The organism is Natroniella acetigena, assembly GCF_023227745.1.
In the GTDB taxonomy this organism is placed as follows: domain Bacteria; phylum Bacillota; class Halanaerobiia; order Halobacteroidales; family Halobacteroidaceae; genus Natroniella; species Natroniella acetigena.
Genome location: NZ_JALKBX010000038.1, coordinates 1 through 24016, shown reverse-complemented (window position 1 = coordinate 24016; position 24016 = coordinate 1). Strand labels below are relative to the sequence as shown.

Annotated in this window: 26 protein-coding genes and 1 tRNA gene; all 27 read left to right on the top strand. The window is 34.7% G+C overall.

The window, feature by feature from the left end:
• The first annotated feature begins 118 nt into the window (after window positions 1-118).
• The 27 genes from MWH25_RS13185 to MWH25_RS08775 all read left to right on the top strand — a co-directional run bounded on the left by MWH25_RS13185 (window position 119) and on the right by MWH25_RS08775 (window position 23896).
• A complete protein-coding gene (locus MWH25_RS13185; protein WP_248627302.1) occupies window positions 119-316 on the top strand; it encodes an HPr family phosphocarrier protein in 198 nt (65 codons plus the stop codon).
• The gene (locus MWH25_RS13180) at window positions 317-499 is read left to right on the top strand and encodes a hypothetical protein (RefSeq protein ID WP_248627301.1); all 183 of its coding nucleotides are present in this window, start codon (window positions 317-319) and stop codon (window positions 497-499) included.
• Window positions 483-740, top strand: a complete 258-nt coding sequence (locus MWH25_RS13175; RefSeq protein ID WP_248627300.1) for a PAS domain-containing protein — start codon at window positions 483-485, stop codon at window positions 738-740. Before MWH25_RS13180 ends, MWH25_RS13175 begins: the two co-directional genes overlap by 17 nt.
• A gap of 75 nt (window positions 741-815) precedes the next feature.
• Window positions 816-1676, top strand: coding sequence for a sigma-54 interaction domain-containing protein (locus MWH25_RS13170; protein WP_248627299.1), 861 nt, complete (start codon window positions 816-818; stop codon window positions 1674-1676).
• A 293-nt stretch (window positions 1677-1969) separates the two neighbouring features.
• Window positions 1970-2233, top strand: a complete 264-nt coding sequence (locus MWH25_RS08885; RefSeq protein WP_248627298.1) for an HPr family phosphocarrier protein — start codon at window positions 1970-1972, stop codon at window positions 2231-2233.
• Window positions 2234-2247: 14 nt separating this feature from the next.
• Window positions 2248-3951, top strand: coding sequence for a phosphoenolpyruvate--protein phosphotransferase (gene ptsP, locus MWH25_RS08880; RefSeq protein ID WP_248627297.1), 1704 nt, complete (start codon window positions 2248-2250; stop codon window positions 3949-3951).
• Between the two features lie 72 nt (window positions 3952-4023).
• Window positions 4024-5352, top strand: a complete 1329-nt coding sequence (gene rpoN, locus MWH25_RS08875) for an RNA polymerase factor sigma-54 (protein WP_248627296.1) — start codon at window positions 4024-4026, stop codon at window positions 5350-5352.
• Between the two features lie 180 nt (window positions 5353-5532).
• On the top strand, window positions 5533-6867 hold the full coding sequence (locus MWH25_RS08870; protein ID WP_248627295.1) for a glutamine synthetase family protein: 1335 nt from the start codon (window positions 5533-5535) through the stop codon (window positions 6865-6867).
• A 222-nt stretch (window positions 6868-7089) separates the two neighbouring features.
• Window positions 7090-7557 (top strand): glycine/sarcosine/betaine reductase complex selenoprotein A, encoded by a 468-nt coding sequence (grdA, locus tag MWH25_RS08865; protein WP_248627294.1) that lies wholly within the window; start codon window positions 7090-7092, stop codon window positions 7555-7557.
• Window positions 7558-7799: 242 nt separating this feature from the next.
• Complete coding sequence (gene trxB, locus MWH25_RS08860; RefSeq protein WP_248627293.1) at window positions 7800-9008, top strand: thioredoxin-disulfide reductase; 1209 nt, start codon at window positions 7800-7802, stop codon at window positions 9006-9008.
• Window positions 9009-9058: 50 nt separating this feature from the next.
• Window positions 9059-9376 carry a thioredoxin TrxA gene (gene trxA / locus MWH25_RS08855; RefSeq protein WP_248627292.1) on the top strand — a complete coding sequence of 106 codons (318 nt, stop codon included), beginning with the start codon at window positions 9059-9061 and terminating at the stop codon, window positions 9374-9376.
• Between the two features lie 121 nt (window positions 9377-9497).
• Window positions 9498-11036 carry a glycine/sarcosine/betaine reductase complex component C subunit beta gene (gene grdC / locus MWH25_RS08850; RefSeq protein WP_248627291.1) on the top strand — a complete coding sequence of 513 codons (1539 nt, stop codon included), beginning with the start codon at window positions 9498-9500 and terminating at the stop codon, window positions 11034-11036.
• 11 nt (window positions 11037-11047) lie between these two features.
• Window positions 11048-12214 carry a glycine/sarcosine/betaine reductase complex component C subunit alpha gene (grdD, locus tag MWH25_RS08845; RefSeq protein WP_248627290.1) on the top strand — a complete coding sequence of 389 codons (1167 nt, stop codon included), beginning with the start codon at window positions 11048-11050 and terminating at the stop codon, window positions 12212-12214.
• Window positions 12215-12633: 419 nt separating this feature from the next.
• On the top strand, window positions 12634-12822 hold the full coding sequence (locus MWH25_RS08840; protein WP_345947246.1) for an aminotransferase class V-fold PLP-dependent enzyme: 189 nt from the start codon (window positions 12634-12636) through the stop codon (window positions 12820-12822).
• Window positions 12823-12927: 105 nt separating this feature from the next.
• The gene (gene selA / locus MWH25_RS08835; RefSeq protein ID WP_248627288.1) at window positions 12928-14334 is read left to right on the top strand and encodes an L-seryl-tRNA(Sec) selenium transferase; all 1407 of its coding nucleotides are present in this window, start codon (window positions 12928-12930) and stop codon (window positions 14332-14334) included.
• A 12-nt stretch (window positions 14335-14346) separates the two neighbouring features.
• Window positions 14347-16263 carry a selenocysteine-specific translation elongation factor gene (gene selB / locus MWH25_RS08830; protein ID WP_248627287.1) on the top strand — a complete coding sequence of 639 codons (1917 nt, stop codon included), beginning with the start codon at window positions 14347-14349 and terminating at the stop codon, window positions 16261-16263.
• Window positions 16264-16340: 77 nt separating this feature from the next.
• Window positions 16341-16439, top strand: a tRNA-Sec gene (locus MWH25_RS08825).
• Between the two features lie 270 nt (window positions 16440-16709).
• On the top strand, window positions 16710-17885 hold the full coding sequence (locus MWH25_RS08820; protein WP_345947245.1) for a permease: 1176 nt from the start codon (window positions 16710-16712) through the stop codon (window positions 17883-17885).
• A gap of 23 nt (window positions 17886-17908) precedes the next feature.
• On the top strand, window positions 17909-18139 hold the full coding sequence (locus MWH25_RS08815) for a thioredoxin family protein (protein WP_248627285.1): 231 nt from the start codon (window positions 17909-17911) through the stop codon (window positions 18137-18139).
• A gap of 94 nt (window positions 18140-18233) precedes the next feature.
• Window positions 18234-18557: a carboxymuconolactone decarboxylase family protein gene (locus tag MWH25_RS08810; RefSeq protein ID WP_248627284.1), complete on the top strand. Its 324-nt coding sequence runs from the start codon at window positions 18234-18236 to the stop codon at window positions 18555-18557.
• A gap of 242 nt (window positions 18558-18799) precedes the next feature.
• Window positions 18800-19369, top strand: coding sequence for a sulfurtransferase-like selenium metabolism protein YedF (gene yedF, locus MWH25_RS08805; RefSeq protein WP_248627283.1), 570 nt, complete (start codon window positions 18800-18802; stop codon window positions 19367-19369).
• A 97-nt stretch (window positions 19370-19466) separates the two neighbouring features.
• A complete protein-coding gene (gene selD / locus MWH25_RS08800; RefSeq protein WP_248627282.1) occupies window positions 19467-20540 on the top strand; it encodes a selenide, water dikinase SelD in 1074 nt (357 codons plus the stop codon).
• Entirely contained in the window at window positions 20521-20787 is a 267-nt protein-coding gene (locus MWH25_RS08795) for a putative Se/S carrier protein (protein WP_248627281.1), read from the top strand. The genes selD and MWH25_RS08795 overlap by 20 nt, the downstream gene beginning before the upstream one ends.
• A 434-nt stretch (window positions 20788-21221) precedes the next feature.
• The gene (locus MWH25_RS08790) at window positions 21222-21545 is read left to right on the top strand and encodes an ArsR/SmtB family transcription factor (RefSeq protein ID WP_248627280.1); all 324 of its coding nucleotides are present in this window, start codon (window positions 21222-21224) and stop codon (window positions 21543-21545) included.
• 14 nt (window positions 21546-21559) lie between these two features.
• The gene (locus MWH25_RS08785; protein WP_248627279.1) at window positions 21560-22273 is read left to right on the top strand and encodes a metallophosphoesterase family protein; all 714 of its coding nucleotides are present in this window, start codon (window positions 21560-21562) and stop codon (window positions 22271-22273) included.
• Between the two features lie 32 nt (window positions 22274-22305).
• Window positions 22306-23394, top strand: coding sequence for an ACR3 family arsenite efflux transporter (arsB, locus tag MWH25_RS08780; RefSeq protein ID WP_282706933.1), 1089 nt, complete (start codon window positions 22306-22308; stop codon window positions 23392-23394).
• Window positions 23395-23527: 133 nt separating this feature from the next.
• On the top strand, window positions 23528-23896 hold the full coding sequence (locus tag MWH25_RS08775; protein WP_248627278.1) for an acyl-CoA dehydratase activase-related protein: 369 nt from the start codon (window positions 23528-23530) through the stop codon (window positions 23894-23896).
• Window positions 23897-24016 lie beyond the last annotated feature (120 nt).

Sequence of the window (24016 nt, the reverse complement as noted above, 5' to 3'; positions counted from 1 at the left end):
GAAGAGTGAAATGGTTTTTCCACTCGTAGGAGAAGCTCCATCTAAATCTTGTTTCTGATTTAGGTGGAGAGGTTCACACTAAGGTTAAGTGGGATGACCATAATAGAGGGGGAGAAAAATGGAAGCACAGGAATGGATGATTTTTCAGCATCAGAAAGGTCTCCATGCTCGGGTGGCAGCTATAATTGTTAGACAAGCAACCAAAATTCAGAATAAATATCAAGATAAATTATTTATTGGTAAAGATGAAACCAATCTTCTTCCTACCAGTAACTTAATTGCATTGACTTCCTCAAATATTAGATATCAAGATTAAATGTTAGTAGTAAGTAAAGGCTCTAATGCTTTAGAGTCTTTAGCTGAATTTATACAATTTTTAGCAGGGGAGTTCAATTTAGAGAGTAAACAGGTACAAAATGAAGTAGATCAACTCTTACAGCAGACTACTTTAACTGTAGAAAAGGTATTTAATAATATTGCTAATGGGGTTTATTGTTGATCGATATGGAAGAATAATGACCTTTAATCCAGCAGCAGAGGAGATTACAGGTCTATCTACCCACCAGGTAATGGGAGAAGATATAACTGATGTTATTCCTAACTCTAGACTGAAGGAGATTATTCAAGCAGCAACACCTGAAATTGGAAGATGTCAAGAGATCAATCAAGCTACAATTATAACTAATAGGAGCCCAATCATTATTGAGGGACAAGTAGTAGGTGGGATTGCGGTTTTTTAAGATATTTCCACTTTAGAGAAATTATCGGGAGAATTAAAAGAAGTCAAGGCTTTAGCAGAAACTACTTCGACCGTTTTGGTTAGAGGAGAAAGTGGAACTGGTAAGGAGTTGGTTGCAGAGGCGATCCATTATGCTAGTGATCGTAAGAGTGAACCTTTTATCAGAGTTAACTGTGCTGCCATTCCTCCTAATTTGATTGAAAGTGAGTTGTTTGGTCACCAGCAAGGTGTTTTTACAGGAGCAGTTAATAATAAGATCGGCAAATTTGAACTGGCAGATGGCGGAACAATTTTTTGGGATGAGATAGGTGAGTTACTGAGTGAATTACAGGTCAAATTACTACGTGTTTTACAAGAGAGAAGTTTTGAGCGGGTTGGTGGAGTAGAAAATATTGAGGTTGATATTAGGATTATTACTGCTACTAATCGTGATTTAGAAGAGATGGTGGAAGAAGGAGAGTTTAGGGAAGATTTATACTATCGCTTAAATGTAATCCCCATTATCTTACCATCATTACGGGAGAGAAAAGGGGATATACCTTTATTAGCTGAGCATTTCTTGACTAAGCTAGCAGCTAAGTTGGATCAGAGGGTTGATAGTATTTCCCAAGCTGCTCTACAGTTGTTAGCTGAATATTCTTGGCCCGGCAATGTAAGGGAGTTACAGAATATAATTGAGCGAGCAATTAATTTTACTGAAACAGCTCAAATTACAGTAGATGATCTACCAGATTACTTAAAACAAGGCTACCAAGGGGATGATGCTTTGGTCAGTTTACAAGCAGATGGAGAAGTAGCTACTTGGCAAGATTATGAAAAAGAGATTATTAAGTTAGCTTTAGAGAAGCATCGTAGCTTTAATGCTGCTGGTAAGGCGTTAGGGATTACCCATAAGACCGTTACTGCTAAGGCTAGAAAGTATGGATTGGTCGATTGAAGTTGGTAAAAAAGAACAATTGTTTGGTAAAAACTATCAAGCAGTTGTTCTTTTTTTATGTTTAAGGTTAAGTGAAGGTTAAAAAAATCATATTGTTTTCTGAAATTATTAGAAACAAGCTTATATTAGCTTTTTAATTATAATTAGAATCAGTTAATTGCATATAATCCTTAAATCATACTTATAATAAGTATGAACATTAATTAGTACCTTTATAAATGATTTTGGAACTTAATTTGCATAATTTATAAGTGAATCAAGAATATAAAACTAAAATTTATGGAGGGAATAAGATGACTGAAGAACAAGTTATAGTTGCTAGTAGTGCTGGAATTCATGCTCGTCCTGCTTCTTTAATTGTTCAAGAGGCGAATAATTATCAATCTGAAATTAAATTGGTTAAAGATGATAATGAAGCAAATGCTAAAAGTATTATGGGAATTATGAGTTTAGGAGTTAGTCAACAGACAGAAATTACGGTTAGAGCAGAAGGTGAGGATGAAAAAGAAGCAGTTACTGCTGTAGTGGAGTTGATTGCAAGTGGATTTGATGAGTAAGGAGAGGATATAAGTTGAGTAAAATAAATGGAGTTGCAGCATCTCCAGGGATTGCCATTGGAGAAGTGTTGGTCTTAGAAGAAGAGCTTTCTTATGATAGAGTCAAGGTTGAAGATGTTGCTAAGGAAAAAATTAAGTTAGAAGAAGCAATGTCAGCTTCTAAAAAACAGCTGACAGCTATTAAGGAGAAAGTAAAAGCAGAGATGGGTAGTGAGCAAGCTGAAATATTTCAAGCCCATTTAATGGTTTTAGATGATCCGGAGCTGATTTCAGCTATTGAGAATAAGATTGAAGCTGAGGCTATTAATGTAGAAGCAGCTTTAGGTGAGACTATAGAAGAGTTTGCTACTATTTTTTCTAATATGGATAATGAATATATGAAAGAACGGGCCAGTGATATTCGTGATGTTGGTGATCGGATTTTAAGAAATTTATTGGGACTTGAAGCTCAATCTGTGGCTGATTTAGAACAGGAAGTTATTTTGATTGCTGATGATTTAACTCCGTCTGATACAGCTCAAGTTGACAAAGAACAAGTTTTGGGCTTTGCTACTAAGATTGGAGGTCGAACTTCTCATACTGCTATTATGGCTCGTTCATTAGGGATTCCAGCTGTAGTAGGGGCCAAGGAACTCTTAGAGGCTGTAGAGACAGGAACTACTGTCATAGTCGATGGAGTTGCTGGAGTTGTAATTGTTGAGCCTACTGAAGAGCAATTAGCAGAGTATCAAGAAAAATTAGCAGATTATCAGAAGCGGCAGGAGAGGTTGACTAAGCTCAAAGAGTTGCCTGCTGAGACTGAGGATGGTCATCGGGTTGAACTTGCAGCAAATATTGGAACACCTGCTGATTTAGATAGTGCTTTAGAAAATGGAGCTGAAGGAATAGGTTTATATCGCAGTGAATTTTTGTACATGGATCGTGAGTCACTACCTACAGAAGAAGAGCAATTTGAAGCTTATAAAGAAGTAGCAGAAAGAATAGACGGGCCAACGGTTATTAGAACCTTGGATATTGGTGGTGATAAAGAGCTTTCCTATTTAGATCTACCAGATGAGATGAATCCATTCCTTGGTTATCGAGCAATCAGGATCTCTTTAGAGCGAACAGACATCTTTAAAGCACAGTTGCGGGCTATTTTACGGGCTAGTAGGTATGGACAAATTAAGATTATGTATCCTATGATTTCATCATTAGAAGAATTACAAGCTGCTAATCAGATCTTAGCAGAGGTTAAAGAGGATTTGACTAAAGAAGGGTTCGACTTCAATCGAGAGCTTGAAGTAGGGATGATGATTGAAGTTCCTGCTGCAGCGATGATTGCCGATTTATTGGCTAAAGAAGTTGATTTTTTCAGTATTGGGACCAATGATTTAATCCAATATACTACTGCTACTGATCGGATGAATGAACACGTAGCTGTTCTATATCAGCCTTTCCATCCAGCAATATTACGATTGATCAAACGGGTAGTTGAAGCTGCTCATAAGCATGATAGTTGGGTTGGAATGTGTGGTGAAATGGCAGGGGATAGAAGGTTGACCCCGTTTTTAGTAGGGGTTGGATTGGATGAATTTAGTATGAGTGCAGTCTCTATTCCCGAAGTTAAAGAAGTTATTAGAAATTTAACTATCCAACAGGCTAAAGAAATAACTGATCAAGTTTTATCTTTATCTACTTCCCAAAAAATTGAAGATTTTTTGGGAAGTTATTGCTAACAACTACTCAGACTTGAGTAGTTGTTTTTTTTATAGTAAACTATAAGTAAAGAGCTGAAAGAGGTGAGTAAGATGATGGAATTAAATTATAATCTGGACATTAAACAAGAGCAGCAATTAGTGATGACTCCTAAGTTGCAGCAGGCTATAGAATTGTTACAACTTTCCTCTTTAGAATTAAAGGATTATATAGATGATGAGATGATGGAGAATCCTTTATTGGAATTAGAGGATGATTATAATTCCTCAGGAACCGATTATACTAATTACACAACTGATCAAGAGGAGATTAATTATGAAAACTTTGTTGCTAAAAAGATGACATTAGACGAATATTTAAGACAACAGTTAAAATTAGTTGTTACTGATTCGTGTGAAGAAGAGATTGGAGAGCAAATAATCGGTAACTTGGATCAATCAGGATTTTTTAATGATGCTGATAGATTGGCTACAGAATTGGAAGTGGCTATAAGCGAGATTGAGAGAATTTTAGAGAAGATAAAGAGATTTGACCCGGTAGGAATAGCTACTTCAGGGATGGAAGAAGCACTAGTAGTTCAATTAGAAGAGTTAGAAAGCAATAGAAATAGGCAAGAAATTGAATTGGCTAAAGAGATTGTTAGTGAGCATTTAAAAGAAGTAAGTAAAAACCAAATCAGAAAAATTGCGAAAAGTTTAAAGATTAAACCGATTCGTGCTCAACAATTAATTGATTTAATCAAGACACTAGATCCTGTACCAGCTAATAAATTTGAGAAAGTAGTTACTGATAATAGTTATATAGAACCTGATATTATTGTCAAGAAGGTTAATGATAGGTATGTAACTATCTTGAATGATTTTAGTTTCCCTACTTTACGAATCAGTAAATATTATAAAAGATTATTGGCTAAAAACAAGTCAAAAGATGGATTACAAGGATATATGGAAGAGAAATTAGAATCTGCCTTATGGTTGGTTAAGAGTATAGAACAAAGAAGAAGAACGGTTTATAATATAGTTCAAGAGTTAATAGATGTACAACACGAATTTTTGGAAAAAGGATTAAGGTATTTAAAGCCATTAACTATGAAAGAGGTTGCTGATCGGATTGAGATGCATCAATCTACAGTCAGTAGAGCTACCAGCAATAAGTATATTCAGACCCCTTACGGTTTATTCCCGATGAAGTTCTTATTCAGTGGTAGTATTGATACTAAAAATGGTCAAGTATCAGCTGTGAGTGTTAAGCAGCAGTTACAAGAAGTAGTTGCTAATGAAGATCCCAGCAAACCCTTAAGTGATCAAAAGATCAGTCAACAGTTAGCAGAGAGGGGAATAGATATTTCACGAAGAACGGTTGCTAAATATAGAAAAGAACTGAAGATTCCTAGTTCACGGATGAGAAAGAGATATAATTGATATTTTGGTAGAGAGCAGATTATTTAATTTAAATTGTATTGGGGAAGTTTTAGAAAATTTAAAGCAAGAAAAATAGATTAAACAAAACCTAACATAGACTTGACACCCAATGCTTTCTCTGTTAAGATTAACATTATGAAGTTAATATAAAGCCAATATGAATTTCAAGGAGGAAGTACTGTGAGCAAGTTGACTAAGGAAGATGTATTGCAACAAGCTAAGGAAATGAATGTTAAATTTATTAGGTTACAATTTACTGATATTCTAGGGATTATTAAGAATGTAGCGATTACAGTTGAACAATTAGAAGAAGCATTAGATGGAGAAATTATGTTTGATGGATCATCAATTGATGGTTTTACTCGAATTCAAGAATCTGACATGTACTTAAAACCAGATTATGATACATTTACTGTCTTCCCCTGGCGACCGAAGGTTGGGGGAGCAGTAGCTCGATTGATCTGCGATGTTTATACTACAGATGGCAAGCCATTTGTAGGTGGGCCAAGAAATATTTTGAGAAAAGTTTTACAAGAAGCAGAAGAGATGGGCTATACGATGTATGTTGGCCCAGAACCAGAATTTTTCCTATTTGAGAAGGGTGATAATGGAGAGCCAACGACAATTACTAATGATCAAGGTGGTTATTTCGATCTAGGACCATCAGATTTGGGCCAAGATACTAGACGAGATATTGTATTAGCATTAGAGAAGATGGGTTTTGATGTAGAAGCTTCTCATCATGAAGTAGCGCCTGGTCAACATGAGATCGACTTTAAATATTCAGATGCTTTAACTGCAGCAGATAATATTGCCACTTTTAGATTTGTTACTAAAGCAATTGCTAATGAGCATGATTTGCACGCAACCTTTATGCCTAAACCGATCTTTAGTGAAGCTGGTTCAGGGATGCATATGAATCAATCTTTATTTAAAGGGAAAGAGAATGCTTTTTATGATCCAGATGATCGATTGGGTTTAAGTCAGATTGCTTATTATTATATTGGTGGATTAATCAAGCATGCTAAAGGGATGACAGCTCTAACTAATCCAACTATCAATTCATATAAGCGATTGGTACCCGGATATGAAGCACCAGTCTATATTGCTTGGTCAGCTTCTAATCGAAGTGCATTAGTTAGGATTCCAGATGCTCAAGGTCTAGGAACAAGGGTTGAGTTGAGAAATCCTGATCCAGCAGCTAATCCTTATTTAGCTACAGCTGTGATGTTGAAAGCAGGGTTAGATGGGATTAAGAATAAAATTGAACCTCCTAAAGAGGTTGTTGATAATATCTATGATATGAGTGAATGTGCAAAAGAAGATGCTTGTATTGATAGTTTACCAGGAGATATTAATATAGCGGTGCAGTATTTATTACGAGATGAAGTGATTAAAGAAGCATTAGGGGAACATATACTCAATCGTTTTGTAGAAGCGAAACAGATAGAATGGGATGTTTATCGAACTCAGGTTCATCAATGGGAGTTGGATCAATACTTAAAGATATTTTAATAATTAATTAAATATTGAAATAAAAGCTGTTTTTTCGACAAAATTAATTTTGTCGAAAAAACAGCTTTTTTGATTATTTTTAAGAAATTATAGTATGGGCTAAGATATTAAAGATATGTTGTTAAAAAAGATACATAATCAAGATTATATTACTCTTTAAATGTATAACAATTATCTTATAGAATAGTTTAATACTTAGAAGGTATCAGAGGAGGTGGGAAGATGTTAGATGGTAAGAAAGTAGTTATTATTGGTGATAGAGATGGAATCCCAGCTCCTGCAATCAGAGAATGCTTAGAGACAACTGGAGCCGAAGTAATTTTTGGTTCTACTGAGTGCTTCGTCTGAACTGCTGCAGGAGCTATGGATCTTGAAAATCAAAAGAGGATTAAAGAATTTGCTGAGGAACATGGTGAAGAGAACTTAGTAATTGTTTTAGGTGGAGCAGAAGCAGAAGCTTCTGGACTAGCAGCTGAAACTGTTACTAATGGTGATCCTACTTTTGCAGGTCCATTGGCAGGAGTCCAGTTAGGACTCAGAGTTTACCATGTGCTAGAACCAGAAGTTAAGAATGAAATTGATGAAGATGTTTATGAAGAGCAAGTAAGTATGATGGAAATGGTTTTAGAGGTTGATGAAATTGTTGAAGAAGTTAAAACCTACCGTGAAAAATACTGTAAGTTCAATTAATTAAATTGCAACTTTTTAAAACTTTCACAAGTATGTATCGTTAGTTAGGTGCATACTTGTGAATCATATCATTGAATGTGATGATTTTCACATGTTTATGAAAGTTATTGTTGAAAATATTAAAATTTAATTAATAAAATTCGATTGATAATTTGACTGATAAGTAGTAAAAAAGATATAAATAAAAATATTTTGTTAAAGCAAAAATAAGGTGGGGATATAAAAGAAAGGGAGGATTCTAGATGAGTAAAATCTATGATGTGATTATTCTAGGGGGAGGGCCAGCTGGTTTATCTGCAGCTATTTATTCTTCTCGCTCTAAGCTTGATACTTTGGTTTTAGAAGAGAAGAGAAAAGCAGGTGGACAACCTACTACTTATGAAGATATGGAAAACTATCCAGGTGTACTTGGGAAGACAGCACCAGAATTAATGGAAGACTTTAGAGAGCACGCTGAAAAATTTGGAGCTATAATTGAGCGTGGTGAAGCTGAAGATATTGAAGTCGACGGTTTCTTAAAGACTGTTAAAACTAAAGATGGACAAGAATATAAAGGGAAGAGCGTCATAATTTCTACTGGTGCAGAGCCAAGGAAATTAGGCGTAAAGGGAGAAGAAGAATTTAAAGGTAAGGGTGTCTCTTATTGTGCTACTTGTGACGCTGATTTCTTCGTTGACCTTGAAGTTGTGGTAGTAGGTAATGGTAACTCTGCTATAGAAGAAGCAATTTATTTAACTAAGTTTGCAAGCAAAGTAACTGTTATCGTTATCCATGATGAAGGAATTATGGATGCCGAGAAGATTTTACAAGAAAAAGCTTACCAAAATGATAAGATTGAATTTGTTTGGAATTCAACTTTAGATGAAGTTAAAGGTGAAGGATTAGTCGATACAGCTGTACTAAAGAATATTAAGACTGGCGAAAAGACTGCTCTTTCTTGTGATGGAATCTTTATCTTTATTGGTCGAGTTCCTCGAACTGACTTCTTAGAAGTAACAGGAGTAGATTTGACAGATAATGGTTATATTAAAACTAACCAAAAGTTAGAAACAAATTTAGCAGGTGTTTATGCTGCTGGTGATGTAAGAGATAAATTCTTACGCCAAGTTATTACTGCTGCTAGCGATGGAGCTGTAACTGCTATGGCTGCAGGAGGTTATATTGAAGAAGAAGAGTACTGGCAAGAAAATGTTCTAGAAGCAGAAGAGGATGTGCTGGTTGCTTTTTGGAGTCCAACTAATGAAGATAGCTTAGAAATGATCAATAAGTTAGAAGCTATGGATCTAGCTGATAGAGGGGTTAAGTTGGTTAAAATAGATACTTATAAGAATACACTTATTTCAGAGCGTTATGAGGTAGAGGAGATTCCAACAGTTCTTAAGATTAAAGATGGTGAAGTTGTAGATAATCTTGTTTGTCCTTCACTTACAGAAGTAGAAGAAATTCTATAAAATATTATAGGATATCATAGATTGAAATTAAAACAAAGGGGGATATAAAAATGTTAGAAGTAGATAAGAATAGTTTTGAAGAAGAGGTATTACAAGCAGAAAAACCTGTAATGGTTGATTTTTGGGGAGAGAGTTGTACAGTTTGTTTAGAATTAATGCCTGGAGTTGAAGAGTTAGCTGAAAAATATAGTAATGAAATGAAGTTTTGTAAATTAAACATCAAAGGTAATCGTCGTTTAGCAATGAGTCAACAGGTTATGGGATTACCTTCTATGGTTTTTTACGTTGATGGTGAAAAAGTAGAACATTTGAGTGGTGATGATTTGACAATAGAAGAGATTGAAGAAGAGATTAAAAAGCATATTTAGTTTTATAAAAAAATAGATGGTAGTTCTGCTTTTAGTTTATTACACGGAGGACTACTATCTCTCTAATGTCTTTTAAGTTAAATTTTAGAGAACTTTAAAAATATTAATGGAGGTGCTAATAATGACTTCACCTGTAATTAAGGGTAGTAGTTATGTTTTAGTTGATGCAACCAATACTTTATTACAACATGGTTCTACACAAGTAGGAGAGAGGCAAGCAAATCCTGATAGTGAATATTTAAAGAAATTACCTAATTTTTTAAGGAGTTATGAAGATTTAGTAGGATATGCTCCTAATCAAGCGTATATTGGAAATATTTCTGTAGAGGATTTAAGAGATAAGCCTCAGCCTTGGTATGAAAATAATATAGAAGATGCTAGTCGCTACAGTGACTGGGGAGAGATAATGCCTGAAGATGAGTTTATTGGTCTAATCAAGATTGCTGATGCTTTTGACTTAGTAAAACTTGAAGAAAAATTTTCCAATAATGTTAAAGAGAAGTTAGCTGAACATCCATTGTTAGATGATGAGCAAGTAGCTAAAATCAATGGGACTGATCTTGAGGTAATGCAGAAGATGGTTGATGAACATATTGCCGAACCATTGTTTATTGATGGTGAGTTAGTGGCATGCGTTAAGCAAGCTCATGATACAGACCCTAACCTTAATGCTCATATTATGCTAGAAAACTTAGTTGTTAAAGCATCAGGTATGCTTTCTGTATTCCACTTAGGGAAGCAAGAAGGAATTGATCTTGCTGATGTAGATTATGTAATAGAGGTTTCTGAAGAAGCATGTGGTGATGTTAATCAACGTGGTGGAGGAAACTTTGCTAAAGCTATAGCAGAACTTACTGGTTGTATTAATGCTACAGGATCTGATACTCGTAGTTTCTGTGCTGCTCCAACACACGGTCTAATTAATGCTGCTGCTTTGGTTAGTTCTGGTATTTATGAGAATGTTGTAGTAGTAGCAGGTGGCTCTACAGCTAAATTAGGTATGAACGGGAAGGATCATGTGGCTAAAGATATGCCTGTTTTAGAGGATAGTTATGGTGGGTTTGCAGTTTTAGTTAGTCAAGATGATGGAGTAAGTCCAGTAATTAGAACTGATTCTATTGGACGCCATACAGTTACAACAGGTTCTTCACCTCAGGCTGTAATTAGCTCTTTAGTTACTGAACCATTAGATGAAGTTGGGTTAAGCATTACTGATGTAGATAAATATTCTGTAGAAATGCAAAATCCTGAAATGACTAAGCCTGCTGGAGCTGGAGATGTACCTGCATCTAACTATAAAATGATAGCAGCTTTAGGAGTTAAGCGTGGAGATTTAGAGCGTAGTGATTTAATGAACTTTGTTGAAGAGCATGGAATGCCAGGGTTTGCTCCTACTCAAGGTCATATTCCATCTGGAGTTCCATTTGTTGGTCATGCTTATCGCGATATATTAGCAGGTGAGATAGAACGAGCTATGATTATTGGGAAGGGTAGTTTATTCTTAGGAAGAATGACTAATCAATTTGATGGTGTATCCTTCATTATTGAAAAGAATACTGGTCAAGGTCAAACAGATGCTGTTAGTGAAGATCAGATTAAGAATATAGTAGCTGGTGCAATGCGTAATTTAGCAGAATCTTTATTAGTCGAAGAAGAATAGGAGGTGGAAAAATGTCTACTAATGCAGCAAAAAAGAAGTTAGCCCAAGTATTTAACCAAGTTGCGGATGCTATTGAATCAGGAGAATACGGAGAAAAGACAAAAGTTGGGGTAACTACTTTAGGTAGTGAACATGGAGTAGAAGAGGTTGTTAAAGGTGCAGAGTTAGCAGCTACACAATCTAGTGATATTGAAGTAGTATTAATTGGCCCTGCTGTTGATACTGAGCTTACTATTGCTTTTGAAACTGATTGTGAAAAGACAGCTCATGAAAAGATGGATGAGTTACTAAAAGCAGGAAAAATTGATGCTTGTGTAACGAATCATTATAATTTTCCAATTGGTGTTTCTACAGTAGGCAGAGTAGTTACACCTGGGAAAGGTAAAGAATTAATTATAGCTACTTCTACTGGTACTTCAGGGACACATCGAATAAGTGCTATGGTTAAGAATGCTGTTTATGGTATTATTGCTGCTAAAGCCTTAGGGCAGAAAAATCCTACGGTAGGGATCTTAAATGTAGATGGTGCTCGTCAGGTAGAAAAAGCCTTAAAAGATTTAGCTGAGAATGGGTATGAAGTTAATTTTGCAGAGTCAATGAGATCAGATGGTGGTTGTGTAATGAGAGGTAATGACCTTTTATTAGCATCTTCTGATGTAATGGTAACAGATACTCTTACTGGTAATTTATTAATGAAGCTATTCTCTGCTTTTAATACTGGTGGTAGCTATGAAGCTTTAGGCTATGGATATGGGCCAGGAATTGGTGAAGACTATGATAAGATCATTAACATTATTTCTCGAGCTTCTGGTGCTCCTGTAATTGCAGGTTCTGTCAGATATGCAGCTGATGTTGTTCAAGGAGATATTCTTAATGTAGCACAAGAGGAATTTGAGGCTGTTAGGAAAGCAGGATTAGATGATATTCTAGCTTCTATTGAAGCTAAAGATGAGAAGAAGGAAAGTGGAGAAGAGGTTACAGCTCCACCTGCTAAGACAGTAACAGCTGAAGTTTCGGGAATTGATATTTTAGTTTTAGATGATGCAGTTCAAGCATTATGGAAGCAAGAGATTTATGCTGAAACTGGAATGGGATGTACAGGTCCAATTGTACTTATAGCAGAAGAAGATGAAGAGGAAGCTAAAAAGATTCTTACTGAAGAAGGTTATGTCAACTAAATAAAATTAATTGGGAGGAGGGAGGAGCTTTGCTTTAACCTCCTCTTTATTAATGGGAATTTTTAAGTTTTTTATTTTGGATGGTTTCAACTGTTTATGTTTGATAAATTGTTTTAGTTGGTAGAAACTTCAGCCTTACGATTGGCTTTAACAGCTACTTGACTAGGAGGTTGATAATTATTTCTTAAAACTCTATATGTCTGTTTATGGGATTTAGTATAAGCAGTGAATCTCCAATGTTTAACAATTTTAAGTGCTGAACGAATTGCTTTATTCCAATTTTTAGATAGTAATTCAAGTTTATTTAATGTAGTTTTAGTAGGTTAATGTAATTAAATTTTTTTTGATTAAAATTTAAATATCTTATAAAATGGTAGATAAGTTATTTAATTAATTGATGGAGGTAATTTAATTTAGCTATAATTTATTTAAATAATGCTGCTACAACTGTTGTAAGAAGTGGTTTGCACTGTGCCCCTTTAATCCATCAAGCCCTGGGAACAGCCAATCAGGGAATGGTTAGGGTCAGTTTTGGGTATTTTAATACACAACAAGAAGTGGAGCAGTTAGTACTTGCATTAAAAGAGATAATTTTTGAAAAGCATTGAATATTGAATAGTGAGTAAAAATAGACCAGAAAGATTTTTGCTCTTTAACTATTAAATATTCAATATTAAGTATTATCTGTATTTAAATTGAAGGAGAGGTGAACTATGAAGCAAGAAATTTTAAGCCAGATACCTGCTGTTAATGATCTATTAGCAGCGGAGTTTGGACAAAGATTAGTTGAAGATTATTCACATCAGTTAGTAGTTGATGCTATTCGAGAGATAACAGCTGAAATAAGAGAAGAAGTATTAACTGCTACTGAAAAGGAGTTAGAAGTAATAGAGTTTGATTTATCTTCTAGAGTAATTTTAAAGCAGGTAGAGGATTATTTAAAGAAAGAAGACAGGTTGCTTTTATCACCTGCTATTAATGCAACTGGTGTTGTCATTCATACTAATTTAGGACGATCTTTATTATCAAAATCAGCTAAACAGGCACTAATTGATATTGCTGATAACTATTCAACTTTGGAGATAGATGTAAATACAGGTCAACGGGGTTCTCGTTATAAAAATATAAAAGAAATTTTATTTGAACTGACTGGAGCTGAAGATTGCTTGGTTGTTAATAATAATGCTGCTGCAGTTTTATTAGCTTTAAGTAGTATGGCTGGTGGCCATGAGGTAATAATTTCTAGAGGGCAGTTAGTAGAGATAGGTGGTTCATTTAGAATTCCTGATGTGATGGAAAGAAGTGGTGCTAAACTGGTAGAAGTGGGTAGTACCAATAAGGTTCATCTAGCTGATTATCAGCAGGCTATTACTGAAGAGACTGGTTTGATTTTAAAGGTACATACAAGTAATTACAAAGTATTAGGATTTACTAAGGATGTAGAGACTCAAGAGTTAGCTGAGTTGGCCCATCAAAAAAAGTTACCTCTTTTAGAGGATTTAGGGAGTGGGATCTTTGTAGATTTAACTGATACTGGATTAAGTTATGAACCAACAGTTCGAGAGAGTATAGAAGCAGGTGTTGATATTGTAACCTTTAGTGGTGATAAATTATTAGGTGGCCCTCAGGCTGGTATTATTGTTGGTAAAAAGAAGTATATTGATGAAATGAAAAGACATCCCTTAACTAGAGCTTTAAGAATTGATAAATTTAGTTTAGCTGCTTTAGAAGCAACATTAAAAGAGTATCGGGATTTTGAAGGGGCTAAAAGTAAGATTCCAACCTTAAGGATGTTAACAGTTTCAATTGAAGAATTGAAGGAAAAAGCGGAAGAATTAAAGGAGGAATTAGCTAAGGCTCTTTCAGATAGTTTTAGCTTCATGATTAGGAAGAATATTTCAAGGGTCGGAGGAGGTTCTTTTCCTCTAGAAGAGCTTGATACATATGTAATTGAATTGAAACATGAGATCCTATCAACTGAGGATTTAGCAGAAGGATTAAGAGCAAGTTATCCTCCTATCTTTGCTAGGATAGCTAACGATGCTGTGTTATTTGACTTACGTACTATTCAAAGAAGGGATTTTACAAAGATAGTTGAACTAGTTAAGTCATTAGATTAAGGGGTGAGGAAATTGGAAAATAAAAACTTGATTATAGGTACAGCAGGTCATGTAGATCATGGGAAGACTACTTTAATTAAAGCTTTAACTGGGATTGATACAGATAGGTTGGAAGAAGAGAAGAAAAGAGGAATTTCTATTGAATTGGGTTTTGGTTGCTTAGAGTTAGAAGGTAACTTATGTGTGGGAATTATCGATGTGCCAGGGCATGAAAAATTTATTAGGAATATGCTGGCTGGAGCAGGTGGAGTTGACCTAGCTTTATTAGTAATTGCTGCTGATGAAGGTTTTATGCCTCAAAGTGAAGAGCATTTAGCTATTTTAGATTTATTAAATGTTGAACAAGGAATTATTGCAGTTACTAAAAGTGATCTGGTTGAAGAAGAATGGTTAGAGTTAGTAATTGAGGAAATTAAAGAAGAAGTTACTGGAACTTTTTTAGAGGGAGCACCGATAATGCCTGTTTCTGCTGTGGAAGAGGTAGGAATTGGTCTATTAAAAGAAAAGATAATAGAGATGATTAAAGACATATCTGCTAAAGATACTAGTAAGAACACTTACTTATCAATTGATCGGATTTTTTCTCTACAGGGGCATGGAACAGTTATAACGGGAACTTTAAGTAAAGGAAGGATAGAAGTAGATGATAAATTAATGATTTATCCTCAGGAAAGAGAGGTTAGAGTAAGGAATTTACAGGTTCATAATCAACAGAGAAAAGAAGCTCTGGCCGGTCAGCGAGTAGGGATTAACCTAGCAGGAGTTGAAATAGATGAGGTCGATCGGGGAGATGTCTTAGCCACAACAGAGAGTTTAGCTCCAACCAAATATTTAGATGCTCGCTTGCGGTTATTATCGTCTACTCCTTTAGTAATAGAGCCTAGAGAGAGTATTAGACTCTATTTAGGAGCGAAAGAGGTTCTAGGTCAGATCTATCCTTTGGATAAAGAAGAAGTTTATCCTGGGGAAGAAGCTTTTGTTCAATTTAGATTGGAAGAAGAGGTTGTGGCTGATTTTAAGGAAAGATATGTACTTCGTCGGCGCTCTCCTATGGATTTGCTTGGTGGTGGAGAGATTCTTGCTTTGAATCCTTCTTGTCATAATTATTCAGAGCAAGATGTAATTGAAGGTTTGAAGGTAAGGGCTCAAGGGAGTCTAGAAGAAATAATTGAGCTGAGCTTGAGAACAGCTAAAGATGAACCATTAATGATTAGGGATTTAGTTAAAGAGACTGCTTCATCTGTTGGTCAGTTAAGAAAGAGTTTGGCAAAATTAAAAGAGCAAGATAGAGTTATTGAATTTAAGGCAGGCAAAGAGTCTAGTTGGCTTGATAGTGAGACCTATCAACAATTAAAAGATGAGCTCTTAGATTATTTAGCAGATTATCATCGACGATATCATTTGCAACCTGGGATGATCAAAGAGGAATTAAGGACTAAGTTGTCTTTAAATTTAGATTCTAATGAATATGATCTATTATTAAGGAATTTACAAGAAGAGGATTTACTAGCAGTAGATGGTGCCCAAATTAAGCTAGCTAATTTCGAAATTAAATTTGGCCCTAAGGAAGAGGAGATTAGAGAGAAGATAGTAAAATTGTTCAATGAAAAGATCTTCGTTCCACCTAGTCGAGAAGAGGTATTGGCTAATATTAATAATAATCAATTAGCATTAGAGGTCTTTGAATCATTAGTTGCAACAAAAGATTTGGTTGAGCTAAGTACAGATTTGTACTTCCACTCTAACGCTTTAAAAGAAGCGGAGAGTAGACTTAGAGATTATTTCACTGAGAATGAAATTATAGAGTTGGGACAATTTAGAGATCTTTTAAATAGCAGCCGAAAATATGCTTTACCTCTCTTAAGATACTTTGATCAGGAAGGGATAACTATTAAGCAAGGTGAGCAAAGGATTTTAGCAAATAAATAATTTAGATTTTCCTTTACAAATTAATAGTGATATACTATAATAGACTAAGAAGTTGGAGATTAGCAGTAAGATAATAAGGGAATGGCTGTGTCCATGGTGGATATCTCGGACTTCAAATCCGATGGCAGGCAGCTTTAGTTGTCTGTGGTGGGTTCAATTCCCACACATTCCCGCCAATTTTGATTCAACAATTAAGAGAAAATAGTTAAATTAAATAGATAATATTAACAGGTAATTATGCATTCAGCATAGATACCTGTTTTTTGTTTTTATAGCGGTTTTGGATTGACAAAATTACAGAAATGAGTTATCATATAAATAGATTTAAATATATTTATATAAGTAGTAAAGGAGATTTTAATGAAAAAATTTTAGAAGTAGAAGGTTTGTTAAAAGCTATTGCTGATCAAAAAAAGGTTATTTATTGTTTAAAGGAAGGAGGAAGAGTGATGAATAAATTACAGAAGTTGTTACTTTATCTGGCTGTGTTTTGGGCATTTTATCTGATTCCCTTTGAGGCTAGTATTATTCAGGAATCAATTTTTGAAGCTTTTGCTTTAGCTCATTATTATGCTCAGGAGCATGTGTTGTTTTGTCTGATACCAGCCTTTTTTATTGCTGGTGCTATTGCTGATTTTATTTCTCAGGAGTCTGTGCTTAAGTATTTTGGGGGGCAGGCTAAAAAGTGGCTTTCCTACTCAGTGGCTTCAGTTTCAGGAGCTATCTTGGCTGTCTGTTCCTGTACAATTTTACCGCTTTTTGCTGGGATTTATAAAAGAGGAGCTGGAATTGGTCCGGCTATTGCTTTTCTTTATTCGGGACCGGCAATTAATGTGCTGGCAATTATTTTGACGGCTAGAGTATTAGGTTGGCAGTTGGGGTTGGCTAGAGCCGTAGGAGCAGTAATCTTTGCTCTGATCATAGGTCTACTGATGGCTGCCATTTTCAAAGAAAGTGATCAACAGCGACTTGATAACTTTGTACAGATGAATGAAGATGAGTCTGAAAGTCGGAGTGGTCTGCAAAATATTATTTACTTTTTAACTATGATTTTGATCTTGATATTTGCTACTTGGACTGAACCAGAGCAAGCAGTGGGTATTTGGCAGGCTGTATATAATGTTAAGTGGTATTTGGCAGTTGGTTTATTAGTACTATTATTTGTTCAGTTATATTACTGGTTCAAGAAAGAAGAGATTTCTTCCTGGATGAACTCAACTTGGGAGTTTGCGGAAATGATTTCTCCTCTGTTATTGGTTGGTGTTTTGATAGCAGGATTTTTAATGGGGCGACCTGGTACAGGTGGAGGGATTATTCCTGAGGAATGGATAGCTAGGTTTGTAGGCGGAAACTCTCTAGGGGCCAATTTTACGGCTTCAATTTTAGGTTCTTTTATGTATTTTGCTACTTTGACTGAAGTTCCAATTTTGGAAGGACTATTAGGACTAGGTATGGGTCAAGGCCCAGCATTGGCCTTACTTTTAGCTGGCCCAGCTTTGAGTCTGCCTAATATGCTGGTGATTAATAGCGTGTTAGGATTGAAAAAAACATCAGTTTTTGTTATATTAGTGATTATTATGTCTACTATAGCAGGGATGATTTATGGGAATCTTATTATATAAATAAAAGGGAAGGGGGGTGAAAAATGAAGATAACTATTTATGGTCCAGGTTGTAAAAAATGTGTTAACTTAGCTGAAAATGCTAAAGCAGCAGTTGAGGAATTAGGGATTGACACAGAGGTAGAAAAGGTAGAAGATATAAATAAAATAGCTGCAGCCGGTGTACTAACTCCTCCTGCTTTGGCTATTGATGGTGAGATTAAAGTTGTAGGAAAAGTAGTCAGCAAGGATGAAATTAAAGATTTAATTGGATAAAGAAAATAGTAGTTGTTTATTCTTTAATAAATTAAAAGGAGGTGTTTCTGTGAAAGAGCTCTATAATTATAGAGTTTGAGTAACGGAATTTATTATGAGGTTATTAGCTGATTTTTTTCCTGAATTTACTGGGAAGTTAGATGAAGTAGATGAGTTATATAAAGAGAAAAGATTAATTGATGAAAAAACTTATCAGTTTATTTGTTTTGCTTTATCGATTAAAGCTAGGTCTAAGCCCTGTGTAAGAAAACATTTTAAAGAAGCTTTAGAAGCTGGTGCTACTGTTAAAGAGTTAGCTTATATATTGGCCCTTGTTATGAGAGAAGCTGCAGGTGCTGATGATTGCTGGACTCATGAAGTACTTAGCGATTGGAAAGAAATTTTGGAGGGCAATATAGAGTGTGACTGTGAAGCATAAGGTAAAAAATTAAGTTTTTAAGATCAGTTTAATTAACAGGTGATTATGTATTTTTAACATAGTCATCTGTTTTAAATATATTGTAACATTTATGCTTTGAATTTATTTGATAACCTTTACAAAGTAATTATAATGTATTATAATTAAGGGGAAATCTAAGTATTAATTACAGAAATGGCTGTGGTGGGTTCCATTTCTATATATTCTTGCCAATTTAAGTTAGGAGTTTAGGGGTGAAAACTATGAAAAAGATAGATGCTCGCGAAATGGATTGTCCTCAACCTGTCATTGAGACGAAAAATGCTTTGCAGAAGAATTCTGATTTAACTGTACTTGTTGATAATCAAGTAGCAGCAGATAATATTGCTAAGTTAGCCAAAAAACTAGGATGCAAAGTAAGTCGAGTTGAAGATGGTAGTGATTATAAATTGATTTTGAAGAAGGTTCTCGAAGAGAACAAAGAAGAATCAACTTCTGAAGTTGAGAAAGTTTATTTTATTAAATCAGATAAATTAGGAACAGGTAGTGAAGAATTAGGAGAAGTATTAATCAAAGGATTTGTTAATACTTTATTAGAAGTAGAACCATTACCTGCTAAGATTATTTTTATTAATTCGGGAGTTAAGTTAGCCACTTTAAATTATGAAATAAAGAGAAATCTACACAAGTTAGAAGAGGAAGGTGTAGATATCTTATCTTGTGGAACTTGCTTAGAATATTATGAGCTTAAGGATAAATTAGAAGTTGGTAGAATAAGCAATATGTATGATATAGTCGATATTCTTAATCATGCTGATGTAGTTGTTGTTTAAAAACAGATATGAGTTAAAAATGGTAACTTACTACTTGAGGTAGTAAGTTTTTTATTATTAAAAAATTATTTCTTTAATTTTAAAAAGGGGTGATAAGATGAGTAAAGTCCGTTTGACTCAGTATAGTAAGACATCTGGTTGAGCTGCTAAAATGAGTCCTGGGACTCTATCGCAAGTTTTGCGACAAGTTAATCATATAAGTAAAGACAATAATTTATTGGTTGGTTTAGATAGTCCTGATGATGCTTGTGTCTATCAATTAGATCAAGATACAGCAATCATTCAGTCTGTAGACTATTTCACTCCAATTGTAGATGATCCTTATCTTTTTGGACAGATTGCAGCAGCTAACTCTTTAAGCGATATCTATGCAATGGGTGGAAAACCAATAACTGCGATGAATATTGTCGGTTTTCCTTCTTGTTTATCTGAAGATATATTGGTTGAAATTTTACAAGGTGGAGCTGATAAGGTAGCTGAGGCAGGAGCAACTTTGGCAGGAGGTCATACTATTCAGGATGAAGAACCTAAATATGGCTTGTCAGTTACAGGGGTTGTTAAACCAGAGGATTTAATTACGAATTCTGATGCACAGGTTGGAGATAGTCTTGTTTTGACTAAGCCACTAGGGATGGGAATTATGTCTACTGCTATTAAAGGTGGATTGGCTAAAGGGAATTTAGATAATCCTGCGATTAAGGCGATGACGATCTTAAATAATCAGGCAATCGGGCCAATGCGTGAAATAGGTGTTAATGCTTGTACTGACATTACTGGTTTTGGATTATTAGGGCATGCTTGGGAACTAGCTAAAGAAAGTAATGTGGAAATCACAATTTTTTCTGAACAGATTCCTATTTTTGATGAAATTTTAGATTATGCTGAGATGGGTCTGATACCCAAAGGAGCTTATAGTAATCGCCAGTATCTAAAGGAGAATGTTGAATTTGAGGATCAAATCAATGAGGCTTTGGTTGATATCTTATTTGATCCTCAAACTTCAGGAGGACTGTTAATTTCTGTAGCTGAAGATAAAGTAGCAGATTTATTAATTGGACTTTATGGTCAAGGAGTAGAAGAAGCTACTGTAATTGGTAAAGTAAGTGGTAATCAGTCTAAGATAAGAGTAGCTACAAAAAAGGGTGAAATTAATGAGGAAAGAAGAATATAATTTATATGTTTTTAATTCAACACACCATGCTTTAAAAGCGGAGCAGGTACTTAAGGATAATGAGTATCAGCTGATGATGGTGCCGATACCTACTGAGATTACTGCTGATTGTGGTACTGCAATTAAGTTAGATATCGAAGATGAGCAGGGAGCTTTGTCTGTATTAACTGAAGCTAATGTTCAGTTAGCTGGATATTATAAGGTGATTCAAGATAAATTAGAGAAGAGGATAATTAAGCTTGGTTGATATTAAAGCAGGTAATAATACAAATGTATAATTACCTGCTTTTTTTGTTCTTTAATTTTATAGAAATATAGCTTCACTTTTGTAATCCAAACGGGGGTCTTTTTCTAAGACTCTAAAACTCATTTCCGTCAGAATAAAATTAGACTAATTACTTAAACCAAATTTTATTCTTACTTCAATTCGCCAAGAGCCTTAACAAAGAAAACTTAATATCAGTCAAAAGCCCCCAGTTTAATTAAAGTATGAAAGCAGTTTCGCAGTGAAATCTTAAATTAAAGTTACATTTAAATTTTAACTTTTAGAGAATAGCTAAAATTTTATAGGATAAATTAAAGATAACTAAACTAAAAACACATTGACAATGTGATGAGAATAGCATATTATATAAATATATTTAAATATATTTATATAATATGCTTGAGAGGAGGTTACAAATGCAAGATCTTGAAGAACTAACAGGTTTATTGAAGGCTATAGCAGATAAGAGGAGGTTACAGATTATTGATTTGCTATCATATGGGAAAATGTGTGTCTGTAATGTTACGGAGCAGTTGGGTTTAAGTCAGCCTAACGCTTCTCATCATCTTAAAATTTTAAAGAATGCGGGATTAATTATTTCTACTAAACGTGGGCGTTGGGTAGATTATGAATTAAATCAAGAGAAGTTAGAGCATTTACAAGAACGATTGGGTGAGGTAATCTCGGAGTCTAATGAAGAGGTTGATTTTATAAAAATTAATTGTGATAAAAAATCTTAACTGGAGGGGATATCATGAGAGTGGCTTTAATTTCTGATATTCATAGTAATATTTATGCTTTAAATGAGGTTTTAGAGGATGTTAAAGGGCGAAATATAGATGAGTTGTTCTGTTTGGGAGATTTAGTGGGCTATAATCCTTTTCCTAACCAAGTTGTTGAGAAGATAAAAGCTAAAGAGATTAAGACTGTTCAGGGTAATTATGATGATGCTATTGGTAATAGCCGAATTATTTGTGGGTGTGATTATAAGAGTGAACTTGCTCAAAGGATTGGATCGAGTTCAATTCAATTTACAAGCAAAGAAATTACTGATGTAAATAGAGAGTTTTTAAAAGATTTACCTAAAAAGCTAGAGTTAAAGGTAGGAGAGCTTAGGGCTTTATTAGTTCATGGGAGTCCACGCCGCTTGAATGAATATCTGTATGCTGATAGTCAAGAGGTGAAAGAGGTTACTGAAGAATTAGAGGAGGATATTCTGCTTTGTGGTCATACCCATTTGCCTTATCACAAGATAATTGCTGGTAAACATATAATTAATGCTGGTAGTGTTGGAAGGCCAAAGCATGGTAACCCTAATGCAGTTTATACAATTGTTGAAGTACATGAAAGAAAGGTTAAAACAGAATTTATTGAAGTTTTTTATCCAGTTGAGAAAGTGGCTGCTCAGATTAAAGAGACTGATTTGGCTGATGAGTTGATTGAATTATTAGAGTTGGGGCAAGCTTAATTAGAAAATTTTAAATTGAGGGGGGGATTTTAATGAGTCAGCAAGAGATTAAAGATAAAACGGAAGGAATAGGTTTTTTTGAAAAATATTTAACGATTTGGGTAGCATTTTGTATTGTAGTTGGAATTGGGATTGGTCGCTTCTTACCTGCTATTCCTGAGGCTTTGAGCCAGTTAGAATATGCTCAAGTTTCAATTCCAGTAGCAATCTTAATCTGGTTTATGATCTATCCGATGATGTTGGAAATTGATTTTAGTAGCTTGTTAAAAGTTAAGGAGAGAACCAAACCACTAACAATGGTAACAGTCAGTAACTGGTTAATTAAACCATTTACGATGGCCTTTTTTGCTTGGTTATTCTTTAGACATATCTTCAGTGGGTTGATCAGTCCTGATTTAGCTGATCAGTACATTGCTGGTGCAATCTTATTGGGTTCAGCTCCTTGTACAGCGATGGTCTTTGTTTGGAGTTATCTAACCGATGGAGATCCAGAGTATACTTTAACTCAAGTTGCTCTAGATGATTCGATCTTAATCTTTGCTTATGCTCCGATTGTAATGTTATTATTAGGAGTAACTGATTTTGTGGTGCCTTACAATACTATTATCTTATCTGTGGTCTTATATGTAGTAGTTCCTTTGGTAGCAGGTTATCTATCTCGGAAGTATTTAATTAAGACCAAAGGAATTGAGTGGTTTGAGAATGTATTTATTAAGAAGTTAGATAATGTTACGATTATTGGATTATTATTAACTTTAATTATTATCTTTTCCTTCCAAGGAGATGCTTTAATTAACAACCCAATACACGTTTTATTAATCGCTATACCAATTACAATTCAAGCCTTCTTTATATTCTTCTTAGTTTATGGAACTGGAAAGGCTTTAAAGTTAGAACATCCTATCGCTGCTCCTGGAGCAATGATTGGGGCCAGTAACTTCTTTGAGTTGGCTGTAGCAACTGCTATCTCTGTCTTTGGGATTACTTCTGGTGCAGCCTTGGCTACTGTAGTAGGAATCTTAGTGGAGGTTCCTTTAATGTTGGCTATAGTAGGGATTGCTAATCGAACTCGGCACTGGTTCCCAGATTATAAAAAGCAGGATCAACAGCAAGGAGCATAAAGTATTTAGAAATAATTATAAAACTTAATAAAATATTAGCTTAATAAATCCAAGGAAATGAATTCATTTCCTTGGATTTGTAAATTTTATATGGTAAAATAAGATTAAATTCAAAAGCCAAAGGAGGGTATTAATGGTTAAAATAGGCATCCCAAAAACATTAGCATATTATGTTTACTTTCCATTGTGGAAGACATTTTTAGAAGAATTAGGAGTGAAAATCGTCTTATCCGATGATACCTCTCGTGAAATAATAGATGCAGGTGTTAAAGAGACAGTTAATGATGCTTGTGTGCTAATAATTAAACTATTTCACGGACATGTCTTGAACTTAAAAGATCGAGTCGATTATTTATTTATTCCTCGCTTAATCAGTTTAAATGGTCAGACCATTTATTGCCCTAAATTTTTAGGTTTGCCGGATATAATTGCTAGTTCTTTAGATGATCTACCTCCCATTTTAGCTCCAGATATTGATTTAAGAAAAGGTTTGCTAAACTAATATAAAGCTCTCTTTATATTAGGTACTAAATTTACTAAAAATCCAATTAAGATTAAAAAGAAGAAACTTTGTTGCTGATTATCTACACAAAGCTAGTAGAAAAATAGTTAATTTAGCAAT